The sequence below is a fragment of the Paraburkholderia sp. genome (assembly GCF_049581445.1).
GTDB lineage: Bacteria > Pseudomonadota > Gammaproteobacteria > Burkholderiales > Burkholderiaceae > Paraburkholderia.
On record NZ_JBAURZ010000368.1, the window covers coordinates 17,384 to 38,681 of the forward strand.

Consider the following 21,298-nt stretch of genomic DNA (forward strand, 5'->3'; position numbering starts at 1 on the left):
ACCGCACGGATCCATCCATATCGCGTTCCGCTCACTGGACCCTCCCTTCCTCGCCCCACAGCCCGCGCGGACGTACGAGCAACACAAGACCCATGATGACGTATATGACCGCCTCGGTCGCGGACGGGAAGAAGACGGAGGTCACGCTGGACGCAACGCCGATCAGGATGCCTCCGAGCAGCGTGCCGGGCAGACTGCCGAGACCGCCCACAATGATGGCCACAAAGCTGGGCATGATGAGCGAGTCGCCGATGGTCGGCTCCAGTCCAAGCATGCCTGCGGCGAGAACCCCCGCGAGCCCGGCAAGGAAAATCCCGAGGCCGAAGTTCAGGGTGCGCAGCATTCGCACGTTCACGCCGAGTACTGATACGGTCTCCAGATCCGTAGTGCCAGCCCGTATCCGCATACCAAGCCGGGTCCGGTTGAGAATCAGGAAGAGGCCGGCGACAACCACGACAGCAAGCGCCACCATAAACAACCGGTAACCAGTCAGAAAGAAGAGCGTGGAACTAAGCGGCGAATTGAGCGACGCAGGTATCTGGTAAGGCAGCGTCTGTGGTCCCCAGATATAACGCGTGCCATCCTGCAGCATGAAAGCCAGCCCGAAGGTCAGGAGCAGGCTGTATAGCGGATCGCGACCATAAAGCCGTCGGATCAGCAACCGCTCGATCACCACACCGAGCACCGCCGTCAGGAGAGGGGCGAGCACTAGCGCGATCCAGAATCCGGTGTACGGCATCAGCGTGTACGCGAGATACGCGCCAACCGCGAGGAACCCACCGTGAGCGAAATTGATGACCCCGCTCAGGTTGAGTATCAGGGAAAGCCCGAGCGCCATCAGTGCATAGAACGCACCGATGATGATTCCATTGAAAACGTTAAACAGAATCAGCTGTGTCATACCACCGCCGGAAGCACTTTCACAGAGTCTGCCCAGCTTCGTTGAGCTGAGCGCGTCACGATACTCGGTGCATGTGTGTCTGTTTCACGGAGCCGGCGCCCTTGCGGGACGCCGGTGCGTTTTGTCTGTCCGCAATGGACTTTGTCTATCCGGCATACATTACCGAGCTTAGGACCATTTGATGCGGCAACCGGTTTCTTCGACCGGCGGTGCTGCGTCCACGCCTTTCACTACCTCGTCAACGTGGAACAGATCATCTGGCTGCGGGCCTTGCTCGACAGCATGTCCGACAAAAAGATCAGGCATCAGTTGGTGATCACCCGCCCGATAGAACGGCGTGTCCGGCATAAGACCCACCTCCGGCGGTAACTTGAAGCCCTCAAGTGCCTTCGCCAGCTTGACCGCATCGAGCGTTTTCTCCTGATTGGCCACAAGTGCGATGGACCACATGGCGACGTAGCCGAACCAGTGACGGGCAGTAGGCACGCGGCCAGCTTTTTTGCGTATGCCTGCGACGAACTCTGCAACCTGCGGTACCTTGGGCTGGTTCCAATACCACTCGAACACCCATGTTCCGATACGGGCTTCGGGTGGAAGGCCTTCGAGTACCTCGAGTTCCTGCTGGGCGCCGGCGATATGGAAATGCTTGTCGAGGCCGAACTGAACAGCCTGCTTGAGGGAGTTGACAGCATCCTCACCCGCAGTGAGAAAGAGTATGACGTCGGGGTTCGCAGCTTGGGCTTTGATAAGGTATGAAGAATAATCAGTGGTCCCAAGCGGGGCCAACGCAGCTCCAACCTCGGTACCACCGAATTTCTTGAGACTGGCCTCAAATCCCTGCTGCAGGGTGTGACCAAACGCGTAGTCCGGTGTAATGAAAAACCATTTCTTTCCGTACTTGTCGAATAGCACCCTGGAGACGGAATTGGTCTCCATGCGAGTCGTGTTGCAGACGCGAAAGACATTCCAGTGACAGTCGGTACCGGTGACGGCGTCGGTGTGTCCACCGGTAACGATATGCAGCGTTTTCAGTTCGTTCGACACTTGCCCGATTGCTAGCGCCATCGCCGAATTGACGTTTCCGAGCAGGAAATTTACCTTGTCGCGTTCAATCAGCTTCCGCGCTTTCTGAACGGCGGTACCGGTGTCGGCACTCGTTGAGTCCTCAACCAGAAGCTGCACCGGGCGGCCGAGGATGCCACCCTTGGCGTTGATCTGTTCCAACGCGTACTCGCAACCGACTTGCTCATTCTTGCCAAGCTCTGCATAGGTTCCAGTGAGCGGGTCGTTGAGTCCGAACTTGATGGGCTCCTCGCCGCGTGCCTTGATAATGAAGGGTGCAGCCACCTGCATGATGCCAGCCGCTGCCGCCGCCTTGAGAACGATCCGGCGCTGCCGGTTCTGGTTAGATACACGCTCCGTCATTTTGTGTCCCCATTCTGTGGTCGTAAACCCCGGCATTTCTGATTTACCGCTTCTGTGAGAGGTTCGATCTCAAGTCATGAACAGGATATCCACCACGGGCAGACACCATATCGCTTCACAACTTTTGGCTCATCGTTACCTTAGTACAACGATATTTATGAAGAATCGCAAAATGCCAACTCACGCCATCATGGCTTGACGCTGCTACCAATATAGGTGATGAACCGGCTAAATAAATCTGTCTGAAGCCTCCCGCCGCTAGGGGTTTTCACGAGAGCAGGCAGCAATGCACGTCTGCTTTTGAGCGCACTGCTCCATTGGGTCATTTAGTCCGGAAACCGCGCAGCGTCGGCGATCAGATCCCGGCAAACGCGGCTTCGTTGTCCGACCCGCGGGCGGCGAGCGGAAAAGAGGAGTGGGCTGGGTGTCTCGTTGTTTCATGCTTCTCCGTGCTCATCCTCCCCGACTAGAACGCTTGTGGAAGTCGAAAACATGTAACGCGGCACATCGAGATTTTGTGGAGCGGGTTTATCCTTGAACACGCGGCCGGCGAGATCATACGTAGAACCGTGACAGGGACACAGGAAGCCGCCTGGCCAGTTGTCCGGCAGGTTGGCCTGCGGGCCTTCCTGAAATCGGGGGCGAGGTGTGCACCCAAGATGCGTGCAGACGCCTACCACGACAAGAATGTTCCTGTGATCCGCACGCGACCGATATTCGTTTTTGCAGTAGTCCGGCAGTGGCATTGAAAAGGGATGCCTTGTGGTGGGATCGACCACCATCGGGTCAGCGGTTACGACGTCTGCCAGCATTTTCTCCGTACGGTTGACCAGGAAGACGGGCACGCCGCGCCACGCGATGGTCATCATGTTGCCAGGCTCCAATTTGCTGATATCCGCCGCAACCGGCGCGCCGCCCGCTTTAGCCTTCGCTGAAGGAGCGAAAGAGTCAATGAACGGCAAAAGGGTGGCAACCCCTCCAACACCTCCAGTAATCGTCGTGGCAATCAACCATCTGCGGCGATTGCTGTCGATGTCTTCGTGCGGGTCTTCATTCACCTCGTACCTCATGCATTCGAGCGCCAATATGCGTTTGATCGCGATTTCGTCAACGCGTTCTGGATATGTTCGAAATGTCGCCGAGATCACTTGGCTGCTGCGACAAGGCACGACTGCTCTCGGTGCAGACGATTCGGCCAGATCATTTCGAATTTTCGCGCCATTGCCATTCGAAACTGTCGCCGCGCAGATGGGCGCGCCGCACGCCGTGGTCGCCCGCATTGTTCAACAGGGCTGGTGAAATTGATGATTCGCCGGCCGAGCGCGCAGGGGTGTAGGCGATGCGCGACAAATCAGACATTCCGGCCGTCGTGTTGTTCGTCGAGTGCTGTGGACGTAAGTCCACTGGGTCAACCATTGCGACGTCTAAGCACGGTCTGAGGTGCGCATGAGTGGTGGTGCTCGCAAGTGACGCCAGCAGAACTGTGAGTGATCCAAGCAGACAGTGTTTCATACCTCATTTCCCGCAACAGAACATCCGGTCTGGCGTTGTCATTAGGGATGCTTGACGAGTGACCGAACTCTCTGGACAGCGCCGAGCCGGTACGCGAAGTTGAGGCGGACCCCTATGAGTCAAGTATTAAATGTCGTTGCCGACAGAGACCGCCTGCCTTTGCACATGCTGCGCTACCCAATCTTTCACTTCAGAAAGAGTTCAGCGGGGTAGTCTGCCACGATATATGATAGGTCACGAAGTGACATAATTCCAATGTTGGCCGCAATGACAGGGGAACCGGTGATGGGCATCAGACAACGCCATGAGCCTGACGCGTTGACGAAGAAGGAACTGGAGGAACTGTCTGAATTTCGCTATCAGTTGCGCCGCTTCCTTCATTTTTCCGAGAAGATCGTGCAAGCCGAGGGGATCACGCCCTTGCAATATATGTTGCTGTTGCACGTTAAGGGTTTCCCCGGTCGGGACTGGGCAACAGTCGGCGAATTGGCGGAGCGTTTGCAAGCGGCGCCGCACGGCACTGTTGCCCTCGTGTCCCGTTGTGAAGCCGCTGGCCTGGTAACACGAAAGCCTAGCGGAAACGATCACCGTCAGGTTGAGGTCCACCTGCTCGCGAAGGGAGAGCGCTGTATTGCAAAACTGGCGGCGCTGCACAAGTCTGAGGTTCAGTCTTTCGGTTGGGCTTTCAAGGAGCCGACAAATCGCTCATGACGTTGGTGGCGTGTGCAGTTGACGCGAGGACAGTTGAACGTCCCACCAGGACCGCTGCGAGCGCTCGAACTGCATTCATCTGATTGAGGTTAGATCCAGGTTGCGCCGCGTGCGAACATCTGAAGAATTGCGCCGAAAAAGCCGATTGAAATGGCGAGCACGCCAATCGTGACCGGTAGCGTCAGAACCATAACCCACAACATCTTGCGGGTTCCAAGCTTCGGCGAGTCCAGGTAGCGCGGCGCTCCTTGCTCGCGTTGCGCAGACGGAGCACTCCCGCGCGCTTCGAGTGCGGCGTCCGTCCATTCCGCCGTTTGGCCGGTTCGTATTCCGTTCGATGCCGTGGGTTCGCGATCAGCCATTGCCAAGCCCTCCCGTTTAAGTGGATTTTCCATAACGTCCGGTGCCTGCCGGCGACCGTGGGTTCATCGATCGACAGGCAAATGGCAAACATTCACTGCGGGAAGCCGCTGTGCCATCTACATCGACCACTCGAATATTTCATGGGCGTGCGTTGCTGCGGTGGTGTCCATGGTCCGATGCTTAACCATTCCCTTATACATGGCTGTCACCGTGTACTGTCCGTGTGGCAGCGACATCAACAGAAAGGGGCCCCCCGTCTGCACGTTGAGCAGATTCCTGCCATGCGTATCCGATATCTGAACCGGTACGTCCGCGAGATAGTCGTTTCCGAAATTTGTCCTGCCCACGAATTCGAGAACGAGGGGGTAGTTATGCATGACCCCCTTGATCGCTGAGGACTGGTCGCTCCCGATTCCACCGGACAGGTACGTAATGTCGCCCGCATGGTGGAGTGGGGGGAGCGTCGAGGTCGCAGCCGACGCAAACTGGCAACTACAGACCGCAACGAGCGCTACCGCAGTCAGTCTAGAAATGCAAATCTGATTCATGTTGACCTCCGTTTAACAGGAACCACTGGGCTTCCAAGCTGGACATACCTGCTTTGAGGGGGGCGGTCGCATCGGCCTGACAGCTTGCATTACATCGCTCCAGACAACACGGAATTCGCACGCTCGCGAACACGGCGTTCGAGTGCCATCCAGCTATGGATTCTCACAGGACGACGTTTCGATGCTAGGTCGCCAAACTTAAACGACTCTTAAGGCGGAGCAGTCGTAAAAAATCATTCTGGATAACTGAACGCCAGGTAAGCTAGCCGCGTACTGACATATGTATGGCAGGACGAACCGGCCCAGATCTGGTTGCATATCATGTGGTGAAAATCATGCGTTACCTTGATTTTTTCAGGAATTTTCTTCTGTCTATTTATGTCCAATGTCGTATGGAGTCGCGCTGCTTCGTGCGCTCGGTTTGCGTGAAGAGCGCGACAGTGCCAGCCGCAAAAAATGAGAATACTCGCTGGCGAAGCTCGCACCGGGGAGGTCAATATGAGCAATACCTCAAGCCTGACGCTGTCAGGCAAACTGCGGCGTGACGCCGGCATCGTAGGACTTCTGTTCGCCAGCACCACCAGCATGATCGGTTCCGGCTGGCTGTTCGGCGCCTACCACGCATCGAAAATCGCTGGCCCGCTAAGCATTGGAAGCTGGGTGCTTGGCGCGGTCATCATCATGTTGATCGCGCTGTGCTTTGCCGAACTGGCTGCGCTTTTTCCGCGCAGTGGCGCGCTGGTGCACATGAGTCACGCGAGTCATGGCGAAGGGCTCGGCCGCATCTGGTGCTGGCTGCTCTTTCTGGCTTATGTACCCGTGCCTGCGGTAGAGACTGAAGCGATCGTTACCTATGCGAACAATTATCTGCCGTATTTCATTCGTCCCGGGAGCGAGGGGCTGCTGACCACGACTGGCTTTGTGGTTTGTGCAGCGCTTCTCGGGGTGACCGCGCTACTGAACCTGATGGTGGTCAGGTGGCTGCTCAACGTTAACTCGACCATTACCTGGTGGAAGATTCTCGTGCCCGTGCTCACCATCTTTGGGCTGATGATGGCAAGCACACATTGGGGCGTGATGCGCGCGGCACCGGATACCTACAAGCTCTCAGGGATGTTCACGGCCCTCCCGGCAGCGGGCATCGTTTTCAGTTATCTTGGCTTTCGGACAGCCATTGACCTCGGCGGAGAAACGGCGAATCCGCACCGCAACATCCCGCTCGCTGTGATCGGATCGGTGGTACTTGCGGCAGCGATCTACATCATGCTTCAGGTTGCGTTTATCTGGGCGCTCTCGCCGGCCGACCTGGCACATGGCTGGGCTAATCTGAGCTTCAAGGGCGAAATGGGACCGTTTGCTGGCTTGGCGGCTACCTTGGGGCTCGGCTGGATGGCGACATTGCTTTACATCGACGCGTACATCTCTCCAGGCGGTACTGGGCTGATGTATGTCACCGGTGGCTCGCGCGTTCTGTTTGCGGCCGGCGAAATGGATGCGGGGCCGCGCTGGCTTACAAGACTGAACCGCAACAAGGTGCCATGGTTGGCGGTACTCGTGATGTGGGTCGTTGGTGCAATTTTCCTCCTGCCCTTTCCCGCATGGCAGCAAATGGTGAGCTACATTACGTCAGTTACTGTGCTGACCTACGGATTGGGCCCAATTGCACTAATCGTGCTGCGCCGCAATCTGCCCGAACTCAGGCGGCCGTTCCGCATGGCTGGGGCGTCCGTGATCGCGCCGCTCGCATTCATCTGCAGCAACCTTGTGATCTACTGGACCGGGTTCAAGACCAACACCTTCCTCTTTTCACTGGTCGCGATCGGATTCGCACTCTACGCCATGTACTACCATGTGGTTATGCGAAAGCCGGCCGGCCAGTTCGGCTGGAGGAACATTTCGTGGTTGTTGCCCTGGTTCGGCGGAATCTGGCTCTTGTCGTGGCTTGGCGGCATAGGCGGCGGACGCGGCGTGATCGGTTTTGGCTGGGACATTCTGGCGGTCTCGGTGTGGAGCGTGATCGTAATGGCTTTGGCCATGCGCTGCGCGCTTGGCCCGGATGAAACCACGGCAATGATGGCAAGGATGGACCGTACGAGCTAGGTGATGGAGCGGACCAGCCGGAAGATGCCCCGACGCAAGCGGCAGAAAAGCATCGAGCTCCAGGGGGTGGCAAGTCGCACGCGCGTCGGTGCCGCCTTTCGCGCATGCAGTTGTGAAGCGGGAAGGATTAGCCAGCGAATCGAACCTGTAGTCCTCTGAGGACGTCACACAATGCCGGGCAACCCCGATCGGCCTGATCAGACAACAAATAGCGAATCGCGCCACGTGAAAGTTGCTCCCCTGCAACCGCGTGCGGTCACCCACCCGGACGACGATTCCACCGAACCGGTCAAGTTACGCTGGCTCTGCTTCCTCGCGTTTATCGTGGGCATCGTCACGGGGTTGGGGGCGGTTGTGTTCAGGGCGTTGATCGGGCTTGTGCACAACGCGTTCTTTCTCGGCCAACTGTCTTTCGCGTATGACGCGAGCCGATTCACGGCCACAGCGCCGTGGGGTGCGCTTGTGATTCTGGTACCTGTCATAGGCGGCCTGGTTGTCACATGGATCGTCAGCACCTTTGCGCCGGAAGCCAAGGGGCACGGGGTGCCGGAGGTGATGGATGCGATCTATTACAAACGCGGTGTGATTCGACCGGTGGTGGCAGTTGTGAAGTCGATTGCGTCCGCGCTGGCGATTGGTTCCGGGGCGGCAGTGGGGCGCGAGGGGCCGATTATCCAGATCGGTTCGGCGCTCGGCTCGACGCTCGGACAGATCGTCCAGATGACTGCCGGCCAGCGCATCACGCTGGTGGCCGCTGGCGCGGGGGCCGGAATTGCGGCGACCTTCAACACCCCGATTGGCGGGGTGCTGTTCGCGACTGAACTGATGATGCCGGAAATCAGTGTCAACACCTTTTTGCCGGTGGCGATTGCGACCGGCACGGCGACATTTCTGGGGCGGCTGTTCTTTGGCGCCGCGCCGGCGTTCTTCGTGCCCGCGGAGCTCGGCGCGATCCCGAATCAACCGGGTAGCGCTTTGACGCTGGTTCTCTACGCGGTGCTGGGCACGGTGACAGGCGCAGCGGCAGCCTTGCTGATTCGTACGCTGCATTGGGCCGAGGACGCCTTCGACCTGATACCCGGGCGTTATCTGCGACACGCATTCGGGATGCTGATAGTCGGGGTGACGATGTATCTGCTGTTCCGCTTTGCGGGCCATTATTATGTCGAAGGTGTTGGGTATGCGACGATTCAGGCTACCCTCTATGGCCAGCTACAAGGCGGGGCATTTTTGCTGATGCTGGCGCTGTGCAAGACCCTTGCGACTTCAGTCAGTCTCGGCTCGGGTTCTTCGGGGGGCGTGTTTTCTCCATCTCTGTTTATCGGTGCCACGCTTGGTGCGGCCTTTGCATCTGTCGTAGCGGTGGTGATACCCGGGGCGCCGGTTAGTGCGCCAGCCTTTGCAATGGTCGGCATGGGGGCAATGGTCGGTGGTGGCACGGGCGCGGCGATGACCGCTGTGGCGATGATCTTCGAAATGACGCGCGACTATGACATCGTGCTGCCGATGATTCTTGCCGTGGCATTCAGTCTCGGCGCGCGACGTTTACTTTCACCGGAAAGCATCTATACGCTCAAGCTCGTGCGGCGCGGTCATCCGATTCCGAACGCACTGCATGCCAACATGTTTCTTGTGCAAAACGCGGCTCAGGTAATGGAAACTGACGTGTTTGTGCTCGACGCCGAGGTACCCTTTCGCGCTATCCTCGTTCGCTCGGAAGGCCCAGCCTTCAGGCACGTCGTGGTCACGCGCGAGCACGAGATTTATGGCGTGTTGCGCATCAATACAGGGCTGCGGCGTGCGGTCAGCCAGGGCGACTCGGACATTACCCTTGGTGCGCTTGCACAGCGCAATTTCATCGTCGTGCACGAGAACGAGGTTGCATTTGGCGTTATCACAAGGCTCTGGAAGCAACACGCGATGATGGCGGTCGTGGTGGGGCGGCACGAGGGTCACGGACCGGCTCGCGTGCTCGGCGTGATCGCGAAAGAGCATATTGCGGATGCGGTGGCAAGCAGCATCAGGATATTCCCCGGCTAGAGCGTTTCCCGCCGCAGCGAGGGAGTAGTCGTGACGCCAGGCGGTGGCGAGGTGGCAGGGGTATTGCTGCAAAGGAGGTACACGTGAAACTCACAGTTGAACTGAACGCTGCACGCAAGAGCATCAGCAAGGCGTTGCACCTAGACGTACTGAAGGGCATCTTGAGTGAGCAGCGAGCAAGGACGGAAGCGCCCCCGCTCGACTGGGTGATTGTTTATCGCACAGCGCAGGGGTTCTGCTGCATGTACCGCGACGTCCCTGTCGAATTCGAGGAAATGCTCGACGTACAGATATGGTCTGAAGACATGGATGTGCAAACCTACTACATCGGCCTTTGAAACGAACCCGGGCAGGAGTGCCTCGATTGCGTCGGCAATCAGGCACGCGCAAGGAAAGGTTGAGCTGTGTTTTTTTAAAAAAACTACTTCCAGTTGCGGGTCGGTTACGACAAGCGTCCCGAGATCATCGAGTACTGCCTTAAGGTCGATTCCGATTCACCGACGACCATGCCGTTGAGCGGCGTCGATCCGGACGGTCGGAACAGTCCGTTCAGCGATGCTTCACCGTTATCGGACATTGCTTCGGCGGCATTGACGTTCAGGTAAATCACCGTCATGTCGACAACAATGACGGTGAACGCGGTAACCATTAGGGCTACGCCGCACCAACGCACGATGCCAATGAGGATGGAATCTTCGATTGGAGTGGGCGTTCTCATCACGTCTCCGGGCAGCCAGATGGCCCACGATCCTCGTCGTCCGAGCTGGCGCGAATTGCCGGGGGGGCACTGAGCCAGTTCGTTACCTGTGACCTGTCGCTTCGTCACCAGTTTGCCCGCGCGGGTTCACGATCAGATTCCATCGAGAGTCCAGTCGCGGAACACGAGGACAATCTGAACCTTTCGTTTTACCGATGTGAACGTCGATCAACCACAATCAAATCAGTTAAGTTTCGCTTAAGGAAGGCCGCTTAGATTCAAACCATGTATATCGTTGGTTAGTTGTAGTTGTATCCTTTCGAGGAGGTTTGCCATGAAAAAGGTCATGATTGGCGCGGTCTTGATAGCCCTCGGTTTATCGCAAGTCGGGTTTGCGAACGCGGCGGCAACGGTGCGGCCGGCAAAGATGAATTGCGAGGACTTTCTGGCGTTGGCGGACAATTACAAACCGGCGCTGCTTTACTGGGCTGCCGGCGTCAACAAGGTCGACGTAAAAGCAACCGATGAGCTGGTGATTGACGCTACGAATCCTGTGGGGTTGGTCGTTGACGAATGTCGGAAGAGCCCGAAGACCTCATTTATGAACAAGGTCCGTCAGCTCACGAAGTCGGGCCAGTTGAAGGTTCTGGCCCACGACGGCGATCACGGCTAAAGCACTTCGGCGCTGTAAGGGGTGTATCGCAGCAAGAGGCAGACGGCAACGTTTCGGCGATACAAAGTCGCCATTGAACGAGCTGAAAGAGATATCTAACTCGGGGTTGACCATGATGTGTCAGCGGCAAGCGTTCGCTGGCCGCGTGTTCCGTTCGATGGCGAACAAAGCCAGCATCATCGTCAGAACCACGATGATGGCCAGCAATTCGCCTAGAGACGTCCGGTACTGGGCATCCCGCTCCGCCGCAGTCTCACGCTCGCTCTCCGCACGCATCACACGGTCAATTTTCATATGCGCGTACTCGCTCATCGCCGCAGCGACGTAGCGCCGGCGGTCGTCCCACTCCCATGCGGCAGCATGCTGCCTGGCAGCTGAGACCACAGTCGACAATTCGTTCAGGAACTGCTGCCGCCCCTCCGGCGCGATATTTCCCAACCAGCGGTCGAGCACCGGCTGACTGGCATCGTCGTCCTTCAGCACGGCGTCGAGTGCCTGCGGAATCGCGTATCCATCCGCGTTGGGCACACGGACGCCGGAATCGGGAAACGACAACTGGTCATTGGCCGACTCTGATCCGGCAATCTTCGACATCACTTCGGCCACCGATACGGACGGATTGACTGACGGCAGGCTGCGCGCGTCACCGGCCCAGATCGCAGCCAGAACGGCAACAACCGCAATGAGCGCGGCGACAAGAAAGATCTGGCAAACGATCCTGGCCGCAGAGAGAACGCGATGCTTGGGAACGGGACTGGGCATGCGTGAGTGCATACTTCACGAGGAACGTTTCGGGAATCGGTAAGCGTCTAAACAACGGCGACTGTACGGCGTCCGCCCATACTTTTGGGGCGGTTAATCGCTATCGAGTCATCCGTTGGGCCTGATTATCGTTTCAGCGCCTGGGTCCCGTACATAAAGGAACCCAACACAAAGTCCGGATTCACCCCAAAACCATTCACCTGGCGAACGGCTGGACACAACCCTGTGTTTAACACATTACGAATTCGGTTTTCGCCAAACGGACCTGCCACCCGTGGCAAGACACCAACCGTAGTCGCCGTTCCTTAAACAGAGCTTAATTCCCGCGCAACTCACATACCATGACGCCACTCACCCATCGTCACCACCTACGTCGCTTTCACGAAAGCATCGATAACCCTCTGCCGCGGCCTGCAATGTATGCACCGGCTGGTGCGAGAAACTGCATGCTTTCATCGGTTCTGCTGCAAGCCGGCTTCGTCGGCCAGCTTAAGTGACATCGGCCACCGGGGTGATTCCCTCTGGCTCGCCTTCGGCATAAACAGCACCCGCTCGCAGCGTATCGGGCGAATTCGAAGGCGTCCGGCACCGTCCGGGCGCTACTAGTAGAGCAATGCATGTCTTGTTCGAAAGGCGCCGATGCCTGGTGGATCGCATTAGTCGCGTGCGAGCGATGTGGGCGCGTCACCAATGTCGCGGTCTTTGATATCGATCCGCTTTGATCTGTCTGATACGAAGAATGGCACTCAAGCGCGCGCTGGTGCATGAGGATCGGCTTGCGGTAAACGCGGACGCCGCGGCACTCGCGCGCTATGGAGGCGGGAGTACTTGCGTGGCGCTTCGTCGGCGCTCCGATGTTCTTCGGCCCCTATACGTATTTCGAAAGAGCCATTGTTCCAGCCGCAAGGCAGGCATCGCTAACCGCGCGACCTGACATTGGGTCTCAAGTGAAAAAATCGTATTTTGTAGCTTCCGGAATCGGTTATTCTCTTGATGGCCTGGCGCTAGCGCCGGTATATCGTTACTCGCGGAACGGCTGAGACATGACCCGAACGTCAGACGCAAGATCATTCTGGAAGGGCCTGTTGAAGTCAGTTCTGATCATCACGACTGTCAGTAGCGGCGCATCTGTCGCGGCACCGGACCAGAGAACGGATGAGCCAGTACAATTCAGCAGCGATAGTGCTTCAGTAGAAGTGAGAGCGGTCTCACGATGCGCTACAGCGACGCATTCGCCCGCAACCAGAAAAACGGGTGAACCAGGCTGGCAGGGTAGACGAAGCCCGGAAGTCGCAACGATCCTGGCGACGGATGAACCGACTCAATGCGATGACCCTGGATTCAGGATCACAAGAACTTCATTCGGCGCCGGTAGTTTTGCGATCAGCGCCTTGGGACTCAACGCCTCGAGATAGCGCAGGCGACGGAACGATGGCACATGCTGATGATCTTTGCGCCTGACGCACGGACGGGACAAGCAGGCACAAAACTGCCTCCATGACTGGAAGCCAGTGTACGAAGTGTGATGCTCGTGCGCGGGATTGACCGGACTTAAATAAGGATTCAACTGTTCTCGTCGCAGTCGCATTGCATCGAGTTAGTCCGTTTCGTCCTCCATTGAGGGCAATTTGAAAGAGTAGAGCGCAGGCGATCGACTTATGTTTCGCTTAAGCAATGGTGGCTAAATTTCGATCCACACCTGCGCGGGGTGACAGCATGGGAGATGAGGTTGTATTCGACTGCGCCAGCTATTCCGTTAAGAAAAACGGTCAGCCTGCTGCGGACCCACGCGCGATACCTGAGCATCCATCCGCGACGCCACGTGCTGATCCAGGGCAATACCGACGGGCGTGGCACAAGTCAGCACAACCTCGCGCTGGGTGAAATAGCGGGCCGAAACAGTTTGTCATGAGCTCGCCCTTCCTGGCGCGCGCGGCTCGCAGATCGAAGCGGTGAGCCTCGACGAAGATAAGCCTGCTGAGCTGGGCTATGACGAGGTCTCGTGGACCCAGAGCCGCGGAGCTGACCTTGTCCACCCGCGGTAACCGACCCGTCAGGTAAGCAGAGAATTCCCATCGCCAGAACAGATGGTCTGAAGAGTTGCGTTTCGACAACCACTCCAGCTGTCAATGGCTGGAGGCGCTGATCGGGGCGGCAATCATTTGAAACGGGTTAGCCGGGTGATAGCGATGCAAGAAAATCTTCTGAATACCGGCGTGAGCGTGGCACTCCGTAGCGCGTGCTTTGCCGCGCTTACCTTGTTGGTGGCGTGTGCGACGCGGCTCGACCCGGCACCGATCGCCGACCTCTCCAATACGCATGCCGGCACCGCTGCCCAAATGGCGGTCTCGCTTGCCCCTCCTCCGGCGGGTTACTACCGCGTTAAGCCTGGCGATACCCTGTCCCACATTGCCATCGAAAACGGGCAAAGCGACCACGATCTTGCGATCTGGAACAATCTGGCCAATCCGAACCAGATCGAGGTGAACCAATTGTTACGCGTAGTGCGTCCAGAGGAGAACGGCACCGCGTCGGCGGCTGGCGTCTCAACCGCGCCGATCATTGGCAGTGGTGTGCGCAGCACCGCCCCCAGTTCCATTGACGGCGCGCCACAGGCTCCGCTGCAGACGGGCACGAGCGAGGGGGACGCCGCGGGCCCGAGCGGCATCACGCTCGCGTGGCCAGTGCACGGACCGGTGCTGAGCGGCTTCGATGATGCGAACAACAAGGGTATCGACATAGGCGGGGCGCCAGGCGATCCGGTAAGGGCTGCTGCGGGAGGGCGGGTGGTGTATGCCGGCAATGGGCTGCGCGGTTACGGCAATCTGCTGATCGTCAAACACGATGCAACCTTCCTGATGGCGTATGCGCACAACCGTGCCTTGATAGTAAGGGAAGGGGATACCGTCACGAAGGGACAGAAAATTGCAGAAATGGGTAATACCGACTCCGACCGCGTGATGCTGCATTTTGAGCTTCGACGCGACGGCACGCCAGTCGACCCATTGAAGTACCTGCCGCCGCAATAGCCGCGCGCCCGTTTCGAAGGAGAGGTGCACGTCGCGCGTCAGATCTGATCGCCTGATTGGCCACGTTCCGGTGCGCGAAGGCGAGCGAGAATGATGTATAAGCCGGTTGGGATCGAACGCTTTCTACCAATCGTGCTGGGTATCGCGGAAGGTTATCTGGGTCGTGTCGCTATAGCTCTAGTCGGTGATTTGAGGCAAAAGGTCAATGGGATTGCGACCTGAGGAGCAATACAGGTGTGCCACGACAATCTACACTTGCAAGTACGGTTGCCCCGCCCCTTGCGGGCCACTCTTCGCCCGTAGCCAGTTTCGGCAGCGCTGTGTTGACGACGCGTAGCATGTTGATTGGCCAAGGCTGGCGATACAGGCTCTCGTGTTCAAGGGAGCCGACCCAAATGGGCGTGAGTTTGGTGTCGCCTTCATCTTTGACAGCGTACCCACTTGGCCAGAATCGCAGTACATCCCGTTCATCGTCCTTCCTGCCTGGACGTGCAAAAACAAGTGGCGACGGCACACCATCGTTCAATTGCGGCATCACAGGCAGTGCCATTGCCGAAATCTGGGGTGAAGCGAGTGAAAGAATGCTGCGCGCAGACACTTCGGTACCTTCAACCCACATACTTTTTCGAAGCCGATTCCGCAGATCGTCCGCGGTCGCAGACCATTGAAGGGCTAGAGGCTCTGCCCTGTCGCCTGTCAGGTCCGAGCGATAGCACGGTACGCTCTTCCATAGGGAGTTGATCCATTGTGATTCCGTCGTCAGTATGAGCGGTTGGGGGCGCGTGCTGTCTGACGCCCCTGCTGGAGGCGCGAGGCGTAACTGTACCGAGACGCTCGCGAATATTACGCCTAGCACAACGGCCGGCATGAGTTTGCGCGATGGCGGGACTGTGGGATGCCGCCACACGGCTGTCAGAGCGACGAGAGAGACCCACACGGCCCCGAGCGCCGCGCCGCCGACCGCATCCGAAAACCAGAATTGGCCGAAGTAAAGCCCGGCCAATGCAACGAAGAGCACGACGACACTGCTCGTAGCCACTACGAAAACAGCCCCTGGAGAACCGACGCGGCGCGCGAGCAAAAACGCGAGAAAACCATAGACGACGACCGCACCTGCGACGTGAGTGCTCGGAAACACATGTGCCTCGGGTGGCGCCGCACCCGGCGGCGCTCGGTGTATGGCCAGATGGATTGCGAATATCAATAGCTGTGAAAACGCAATGACGGTCAGCCAGTAGGCCAGCGTGCGCCAGCGGTGTTCCCACACCATCCACCCCGCGACGGTTACGCTCAGCACTGCCAGCGTGGTGATGCTGCCTAGCGTTGCCACGCTCGAGAGGGCGACATCGCCCCATGGCGTACGCAGTGATTGAAGGAAGTGATAGACGGACACGTCAATCCCCATTCGCGTACTACCGTGAATGGCGTGATCGAGAACCCTGAAAAAGGCCCATGCGGAGAGAAGCACGAAAAGTGATATCGCCGTCATCACCCCGGTCGCCGGGTGAGCGGGATCCAACGCGCGCAGGATAAGGCGTCCCAGCCGTCCTCCGTGACAGGTGGCCCAGGTCACCAGACTGGAACGCGTCGCGGTTCTCCAGGTGTCGATGTGTCCAATGAAAAAGCGGGCGGCGCGAAAGCTCAGCCACATGATTCCGGCCAGAAGCCCGATCGTGATAACCAGGCGGAATGAAACCGCGCTGGCCACTTGAACCGACGCGCCGAACACAATGCCGAGCAGGATATAGGCGGGAGCCCAGAGCATTGCCGAGAGGATGTTCATCACATAAAAACGGACTGGCGCCATTCCAGCCATTCCTGCAACCACCGGGACAACTGCGCGGACCGGGCCAATGAATCGGGCGAACACGACGCTCTTCGCGCCATGTTTAGCGAAAAATGCTCTGCCTCCATCGAGCAGCCGTGCGTGAGTCCTGAAAGGCCATACATGGGCGATTCTGGCCTGGTAATGGTTGCCAAGCCAATAACTGATTCCGTCGCCGGCCACCGCGCCGGCAATCGTGCAGACGAGGACCCAGTCAAGATTCAGGGCGCCTGTTCCCACGAGAGCACCGGCCACGAAAATGGCTGTACTACCCGGGATGACGGTGCCGATAACGACGATTGCCTCCAGGAATGCTGCGAGGAAAATCAGCACGAGCGACCCGATGGGGTGCCCGGCAAGCAGGTGCAGCAAGTGGAAATACGCGCGCTCCATCAACATCTCCGACGTTCATGGACTATCCATTGCGCGTGCCGCCTCGTTGGCCGGGTTCGGCAATGATGCTGTCGTGCCTGGGCGCTCTCCGAGGCGGGCGCGACTCTCACCGCCTACAATCAGGAGCCAGATCTGATAACCTTGTTGGCAGCAGGCATACTCTACGGAAATTGCGTGCTTTTATAGCATCCTGCAAGCCCGGATCCCGATCGATGTGTCATCGGACTACGAATGGACGGGCCTGATTCTGCGGTTGCGGGGATCTTGACGTGTCTGCACGGCATGCGGCACCCTGACGGGCAGATCCCAGGCGATATGCGGCTGTGGTTTGCATCAGGCGGGAAAATTCTCTGGCTCGCCGTCGATAAGATGATCGGATCGAATCCGGAACCTGTCATCCATGCGCTCGGCCGCTGGTACCGTGCAGACGGGGCCGCGGAACGGAGGCGCGCCTTCCGTTGGCTGATCCGTCAGGAAATGAGGTCTCGCGTTGCGCAAGAGCAGGCGATGAGCGCAGCGGTTTCGTAGGGCCGCCGGTGCCGAAACGATCATCCCGCAGCCGTCGACTATTCTGGTGCTGCTACTGATTGAAGCGCCGCGTCGCACCAGTCTCCTCGAACCCAGACGCTTTAGAATCCTGTAATTGCCGACAGCGTACTACGGCAGCGGGCGCTACCCGATCGCTGTATCCGTGCGGCCAGGAGGTCCCTCACACACCGTAACCGGATGCGTGCATGTCACTCGAGAGTTTAGGCACAAGGTGACATATTTTCAACTGTTGTCGGATTTTCAGGAGGTGGGATGAGCTCCCGCAAAGGTGCTACGGTCAAGATACCGGGCAAGCAGGATCTGGAGGCGATGTCCGAATTCCGTTACCAGCTTCGAAAATTTCTCCGGTTCTCGGAGGAAATCACGCATGCAGAAGGCGTAACGCCGTTGCAATACCAGCTACTGCTCCATGTGAGAGGATTCGAGGGGCGCCAATGGGCAACGGTTGGCGAACTCGCCGAGCGCCTGCAGGCTGCTCCAAACGGAACGGCCGCACTGGTCACACGCTGCGAAGCCGGTGGTCTCGTGATTCGCAAACCTGGCCTTGTCGATCGTCGTCAGGTCCAGGTACACCTCACTGCGAAGGGGGAGCGTTGTCTGCTGAAGCTGGCGGGGCTCCACAAGTCGGAGATGGATTCATTCGGCTGGGCTTTCGGTCGCGCAGGCCAGCAGTAAGCGTTTCTCCTTACATCGCTGTGATGGCCGGTGCATCGCGTCTGCCTTGACATACGTATGTCACAGTGTGCCAGATCGCTTATACTGCGCTATTTGCGGCGGCGGAATGCGCATACCGGCATTTATCGATAAACGTGCGCTACAGCATGCTCGGCGGCTGTGGTTGCATTATGGCGTGTTCTGGCTGGGCGCCATCGTGACGGGCCTCGTCGCTGTCTTCTACGCGAAGCTGATCGACTTCGGCTATGACACCTTCCTGCGTTATGAGATGCGATTCTGGTGGCTGCCGCTTCCCGTCACGCCGGCCATTGGCGCACTGGGCGTCTGGCTCACCCGGCGCTACTTTCCCGGTTCAGAGGGCAGCGGCATCCCTCAGGTCATCGCTACGCTCCATGACAACGGCGAGCTTGCGCCCCGCCTGCTGAGCATCAGGATTCTCGTCGGCAAGATCGTGGTGTCGTTCCTCTCGATACTCGGGGGATTCACGATCGGCCGCGAGGGGCCGACCATCCACGTGGGCGCGGCGCTCATGTTCAACTTGCGACGCTTCTACCCCCGGCGATTCCGGTCCATCCGGGGCCTTGAACTGGAACGCCGACTGGCCCTCGCCGGCGCGGCGGCGGGTCTGTCGGCGGCGTTCAATGCACCACTCGCCGGTGTCGTGTTCGCGATCGAAGAATTGACCCGCAGCTTCGAGCAGCGGACAAGCGGCGTGCTGATTACCGCCATCATTTTCGCGGGCGTGGTTTCGCTGGGATTGCAGGGCAACTATACGTATTTCGGAACGATCGACGTCGGTAGCCGCTTCCCAGATCTGCTCGCAGTGGCGGTGGTACTGATTGGCGTCGTCTCGGGCATTGCCGGGGGCGTCTTCTGCTGGCTGCTGCTCAACACCAGCCGCTGGTTGCCAGCGTCGGTGGTCGTCTGGCGCGGTAAGCGACCGGTTGCATTCGGTGCCGGGTGCGGTCTGATCATTGCATTGATTGGCGTGGCGTCGGGTGGACATACGTTCGGTAGTGGCTATGCCGAAGCGCGTGCGATGCTGGAAGGACGCGCGCAGCTGAGCGCTGCATACCCCTTGCTCAAAATGGTATCGATGGTTGGGTCGTATCTGCCAGGCGCGCCGGGTGGCCTGTTTGCGCCGTCGCTTGCGATTGGCGCCGGAATCGGCAACGCATTGCACATGGTGTTCGGACAGATGCAGTTGCCGATGCTGATCGCCCTTGGCATGGTGGGCTATCTGGCTGCGGTTACGCAAAGTCCGATCACCGCTTTCGTGATCGTGATCGAGATGATTAATGGGCATGCGCTGGTTATCTCGCTGATGGCCACAGCGTTGATAGCCAGTCAGGTGTCGAAACTGTTCGCGCCTGCGCTCTACGAGGCGTTGTCCGAGCGCTACAGCGGGCGACATGTGACGCCGGATGCCGAGCCATCCACCCCAGCCGCGGATAGCACGTCCGGTAGGCTGCCCGGAAAGTTCTGACCCCCGCTAGCAGCGCACAACTCAAGAAACCGGCTCTCCTCGTTAGCGGTACACCAGATCGGCGCGCCGATTCTGCGCCCATGATGCTTCGTCATGGCCCATCGCAAGGGGCTTTTCCTTGCCCAGGCTGACGGCCTCCAGCTGCGAATCGGGCACACCCAGCGTCTCGAGCTCATGGAGCACCGCTTCCGAGCGTCGTTCGCCGAGCGCAAGGTTGTATTCCGTCGTTCCCCGTTCGTCGGTGTTGCCCTGGATCAGCACGTGCCGCTCGGGGTGGCTTCGGAGATATTGGGCGTGAGCCTGAAGGAGAGGCTGATCGCTACTCTTGACGGTATAACTGTCGAAGTCGAAGTAGATACTGCGCTTCGCAAGTGGCCCGTTGGGATTGTTGAGTTCATCGACCTGCGCTGGCGAGACGTTCGTCGTCTGCGCACCGGCTGTGCTGCCCATATTGGTGCCCGCTGCCTGATTCAGCTTTGTCCCGGAATGACATCCAGCGAACACTGTAACCAGCAACGTTGCAATGCAAAGTCTTGCTTCCATCATCATAGATCTCCTGGATCTGATGAATACTCGCGTGGAGACGCTGCTGGTCCTAAGGGCGGGTTCGCAACCCAGCCGACCAGAGCATCCTGATAACGCACGACTCCCTGCGAGTGGGCGCCATGATATGGGTTTGCGTCAATATTCGATCGTTCCCGGGTTTGGCGTGCTAAAGCATTAATGCGTTCGACTTGTGTTCCCTTGCGCGACGCGCAATATGCGATGTCCGCTTAGGTGGGGTAGGGGGTGTTGCGCCCACTTGCAGTCTGGCGGATCTTCTCACGCAGTCCGCTCGCGGACTGGTGCTCTAACCCGCCATTTGTCTTATCCGTTGAATCCTGTCAACGCAAATCAGGCCGTCGACGTTGTAGCATCATATGCCATAGGTATAGCACAGTGTGCTGGAATTTCACGGCCGACGCTGTATTCCGTGGTGAGCGACAGTCAAGTGAAGTTAGTATTGCCTTCGCCCCTGAAAATTAAGCTTCCTTTAAGAATGATCGCATAGCTTAGGGGGTTATCGATGCGCTGCGGGATGACGCCAGAGGTCACGAGAGGAGCGTCGCCTGAAGCAAGGTGATTGTATGGGAGTCAAACCGCCCATAGCATGTGCCAGTAGGGTTTATCCGTTACGTCCAGTCGGTCCGGCGCTTAAGCTGGGACGGCCTTTTTAGGCCCGGCTCTGTCGCCGGGCCTTCCTTTTGGACGTTTTGCGTAGAGCGGAATAAGCGTGACCGGGGCGACGGGTGGATCACCGGCGCAACCGTTTCGTGTGAGGTCCCGCAGGAGAAGTAGGGAAGTCGGGATGTGCGCGTCGGCGCGGCCGACATCCTGACCTGCCGAGGAGCCGGTGACGAAAGACTTGCCTATGCTTATCCAGCGCGGCGTGCCGGGCGCTGGCCGCCGACTAATTCTAAAATTGCCCTCGATGTCCAATCTGTCCGCAACTTCTTCACGCATGAGCGCGCCTGAAATGCGCGCGACCGTGTCGCTCGCTGCCATCTTCGCGCTGCGCATGCTCGGTCTGTTCATGATCATGCCGGTGTTTTCGATCTACGCGAAAACG

The 21,298-nt window shown here is 58.4% G+C and carries 18 protein-coding genes and 2 pseudogenes; 10 read left to right on the forward strand and 10 right to left on the reverse strand.

Annotated features, from left to right (window positions below; translation table 11 throughout):
- Positions 1–31: 31 nt before the first annotated feature.
- The 4 genes from WCA85_RS31520 to WCA85_RS31535 all read right to left on the reverse strand — a co-directional run bounded on the left by WCA85_RS31520 (position 32) and on the right by WCA85_RS31535 (position 3,742).
- On the reverse strand, positions 32–901 hold the full coding sequence (locus tag WCA85_RS31520; RefSeq protein WP_424069020.1) for a branched-chain amino acid ABC transporter permease: 870 nt from the start codon (positions 899–901) through the stop codon (positions 32–34).
- Positions 902–1,069: 168 nt separating this feature from the next.
- Entirely contained in the window at positions 1,070–2,326 is a 1,257-nt protein-coding gene (locus tag WCA85_RS31525; RefSeq protein ID WP_424069022.1) for an ABC transporter substrate-binding protein, read from the reverse strand.
- Positions 2,327–2,763: 437 nt separating this feature from the next.
- On the reverse strand, positions 2,764–3,384 hold the full coding sequence (petA, locus tag WCA85_RS31530) for a ubiquinol-cytochrome c reductase iron-sulfur subunit (RefSeq protein WP_424069024.1): 621 nt from the start codon (positions 3,382–3,384) through the stop codon (positions 2,764–2,766).
- A gap of 142 nt (positions 3,385–3,526) precedes the next feature.
- The gene (locus tag WCA85_RS31535) at positions 3,527–3,742 is read right to left on the reverse strand and encodes a hypothetical protein (protein WP_424069026.1); all 216 of its coding nucleotides are present in this window, start codon (positions 3,740–3,742) and stop codon (positions 3,527–3,529) included.
- 381 nt (positions 3,743–4,123) lie between these two features.
- Between WCA85_RS31535 and WCA85_RS31540 the strand changes: the two genes are divergently transcribed.
- The gene (locus tag WCA85_RS31540) at positions 4,124–4,549 is read left to right on the forward strand and encodes a MarR family winged helix-turn-helix transcriptional regulator (protein WP_424069028.1); all 426 of its coding nucleotides are present in this window, start codon (positions 4,124–4,126) and stop codon (positions 4,547–4,549) included.
- An 89-nt stretch (positions 4,550–4,638) separates the two neighbouring features.
- On the opposite strand, the gene WCA85_RS31545 is transcribed toward WCA85_RS31540, so the two are convergent.
- Complete coding sequence (locus WCA85_RS31545) at positions 4,639–4,911, reverse strand: hypothetical protein (protein WP_424069029.1); 273 nt, start codon at positions 4,909–4,911, stop codon at positions 4,639–4,641.
- Positions 4,912–5,028: 117 nt separating this feature from the next.
- On the reverse strand, positions 5,029–5,460 hold the full coding sequence (locus tag WCA85_RS31550) for a carboxypeptidase regulatory-like domain-containing protein (protein WP_424069031.1): 432 nt from the start codon (positions 5,458–5,460) through the stop codon (positions 5,029–5,031).
- Between the two features lie 498 nt (positions 5,461–5,958).
- Between WCA85_RS31550 and WCA85_RS31555 the strand changes: the two genes are divergently transcribed.
- From WCA85_RS31555 to WCA85_RS31565, 3 genes are all read left to right on the forward strand, one after another.
- Positions 5,959–7,560 carry an APC family permease gene (locus tag WCA85_RS31555; RefSeq protein ID WP_424069033.1) on the forward strand — a complete coding sequence of 534 codons (1,602 nt, stop codon included), beginning with the start codon at positions 5,959–5,961 and terminating at the stop codon, positions 7,558–7,560.
- Positions 7,561–7,785: 225 nt separating this feature from the next.
- The gene (locus WCA85_RS31560) at positions 7,786–9,600 is read left to right on the forward strand and encodes a chloride channel protein (RefSeq protein ID WP_424069035.1); all 1,815 of its coding nucleotides are present in this window, start codon (positions 7,786–7,788) and stop codon (positions 9,598–9,600) included.
- A gap of 83 nt (positions 9,601–9,683) precedes the next feature.
- Positions 9,684–9,938 (forward strand): hypothetical protein, encoded by a 255-nt coding sequence (locus WCA85_RS31565; RefSeq protein ID WP_424069037.1) that lies wholly within the window; start codon positions 9,684–9,686, stop codon positions 9,936–9,938.
- A gap of 104 nt (positions 9,939–10,042) precedes the next feature.
- Here WCA85_RS31565 and WCA85_RS31570 read toward each other — a convergent pair whose 3' ends face one another.
- Positions 10,043–10,318 (reverse strand): hypothetical protein, encoded by a 276-nt coding sequence (locus WCA85_RS31570; RefSeq protein ID WP_424069039.1) that lies wholly within the window; start codon positions 10,316–10,318, stop codon positions 10,043–10,045.
- 313 nt (positions 10,319–10,631) lie between these two features.
- Between WCA85_RS31570 and WCA85_RS31575 the strand changes: the two genes are divergently transcribed.
- Entirely contained in the window at positions 10,632–10,970 is a 339-nt protein-coding gene (locus tag WCA85_RS31575; protein ID WP_424069041.1) for an HdeA/HdeB family chaperone, read from the forward strand.
- Positions 10,971–11,090: 120 nt separating this feature from the next.
- Here WCA85_RS31575 and WCA85_RS31580 read toward each other — a convergent pair whose 3' ends face one another.
- The gene (locus tag WCA85_RS31580; RefSeq protein WP_424069043.1) at positions 11,091–11,732 is read right to left on the reverse strand and encodes a hypothetical protein; all 642 of its coding nucleotides are present in this window, start codon (positions 11,730–11,732) and stop codon (positions 11,091–11,093) included.
- A 1,728-nt stretch (positions 11,733–13,460) separates the two neighbouring features.
- Here WCA85_RS31580 and WCA85_RS31585 point away from each other — a divergent pair.
- Both WCA85_RS31585 and WCA85_RS31590 read left to right on the forward strand, forming a co-directional pair.
- Positions 13,461–13,777 (forward strand): annotated as a pseudogene (locus WCA85_RS31585) (OmpA family protein); the annotation flags it as partial.
- Positions 13,778–13,921: 144 nt separating this feature from the next.
- The gene (locus WCA85_RS31590; protein ID WP_424069045.1) at positions 13,922–14,761 is read left to right on the forward strand and encodes a peptidoglycan DD-metalloendopeptidase family protein; all 840 of its coding nucleotides are present in this window, start codon (positions 13,922–13,924) and stop codon (positions 14,759–14,761) included.
- Positions 14,762–14,963: 202 nt separating this feature from the next.
- On the opposite strand, the gene WCA85_RS31595 is transcribed toward WCA85_RS31590, so the two are convergent.
- Entirely contained in the window at positions 14,964–16,979 is a 2,016-nt protein-coding gene (locus tag WCA85_RS31595) for a VTT domain-containing protein (protein WP_424069047.1), read from the reverse strand.
- An 801-nt stretch (positions 16,980–17,780) separates the two neighbouring features.
- On the opposite strand from WCA85_RS31595, the gene WCA85_RS31600 reads away from it, so the two are divergent.
- Both WCA85_RS31600 and WCA85_RS31605 read left to right on the forward strand, forming a co-directional pair.
- Entirely contained in the window at positions 17,781–18,203 is a 423-nt protein-coding gene (locus WCA85_RS31600) for a MarR family winged helix-turn-helix transcriptional regulator (protein ID WP_424069049.1), read from the forward strand.
- 106 nt (positions 18,204–18,309) lie between these two features.
- Positions 18,310–19,689: a chloride channel protein gene (locus WCA85_RS31605; protein ID WP_424069051.1), complete on the forward strand. Its 1,380-nt coding sequence runs from the start codon at positions 18,310–18,312 to the stop codon at positions 19,687–19,689.
- A gap of 42 nt (positions 19,690–19,731) precedes the next feature.
- Here WCA85_RS31605 and pal read toward each other — a convergent pair whose 3' ends face one another.
- Entirely contained in the window at positions 19,732–20,238 is a 507-nt protein-coding gene (pal, locus tag WCA85_RS31610) for a peptidoglycan-associated lipoprotein Pal (RefSeq protein ID WP_424069053.1), read from the reverse strand.
- A gap of 922 nt (positions 20,239–21,160) precedes the next feature.
- Here pal and WCA85_RS31615 point away from each other — a divergent pair.
- Positions 21,161–21,298 (forward strand): annotated as a pseudogene (locus WCA85_RS31615) (MFS transporter); the annotation flags it as partial.

Bases quoted from the DNA above. Each gene is read 5' to 3' on its own strand.
- WCA85_RS31520 (WP_424069020.1), bottom strand. From the start codon at position 901: ATGACACAGCTGATTCTGTTTAACGTTTTCAATGGAATCATCATCGGT.
- WCA85_RS31525 (WP_424069022.1), bottom strand. From the start codon at position 2,326: ATGACGGAGCGTGTATCTAACCAGAACCGGCAGCGCCGGATCGTTCTC.
- WCA85_RS31535 (WP_424069026.1), bottom strand. From the start codon at position 3,742: ATGGTTGACCCAGTGGACTTACGTCCACAGCACTCGACGAACAACACG.
- WCA85_RS31540 (WP_424069028.1), top strand. From the start codon at position 4,124: ATGGGCATCAGACAACGCCATGAGCCTGACGCGTTGACGAAGAAGGAA.
- WCA85_RS31545 (WP_424069029.1), bottom strand. From the start codon at position 4,911: ATGGCTGATCGCGAACCCACGGCATCGAACGGAATACGAACCGGCCAA.
- WCA85_RS31550 (WP_424069031.1), bottom strand. From the start codon at position 5,460: ATGAATCAGATTTGCATTTCTAGACTGACTGCGGTAGCGCTCGTTGCG.
- WCA85_RS31555 (WP_424069033.1), top strand. From the start codon at position 5,959: ATGAGCAATACCTCAAGCCTGACGCTGTCAGGCAAACTGCGGCGTGAC.
- WCA85_RS31570 (WP_424069039.1), bottom strand. From the start codon at position 10,318: ATGAGAACGCCCACTCCAATCGAAGATTCCATCCTCATTGGCATCGTG.
- WCA85_RS31575 (WP_424069041.1), top strand. From the start codon at position 10,632: ATGAAAAAGGTCATGATTGGCGCGGTCTTGATAGCCCTCGGTTTATCG.
- WCA85_RS31580 (WP_424069043.1), bottom strand. From the start codon at position 11,732: ATGCCCAGTCCCGTTCCCAAGCATCGCGTTCTCTCTGCGGCCAGGATC.
- WCA85_RS31590 (WP_424069045.1), top strand. From the start codon at position 13,922: ATGCAAGAAAATCTTCTGAATACCGGCGTGAGCGTGGCACTCCGTAGC.
- WCA85_RS31595 (WP_424069047.1), bottom strand. From the start codon at position 16,979: ATGGAGCGCGCGTATTTCCACTTGCTGCACCTGCTTGCCGGGCACCCC.
- WCA85_RS31600 (WP_424069049.1), top strand. From the start codon at position 17,781: ATGAGCTCCCGCAAAGGTGCTACGGTCAAGATACCGGGCAAGCAGGAT.
- WCA85_RS31605 (WP_424069051.1), top strand. From the start codon at position 18,310: ATGCGCATACCGGCATTTATCGATAAACGTGCGCTACAGCATGCTCGG.
- pal (WP_424069053.1), bottom strand. From the start codon at position 20,238: ATGATGATGGAAGCAAGACTTTGCATTGCAACGTTGCTGGTTACAGTG.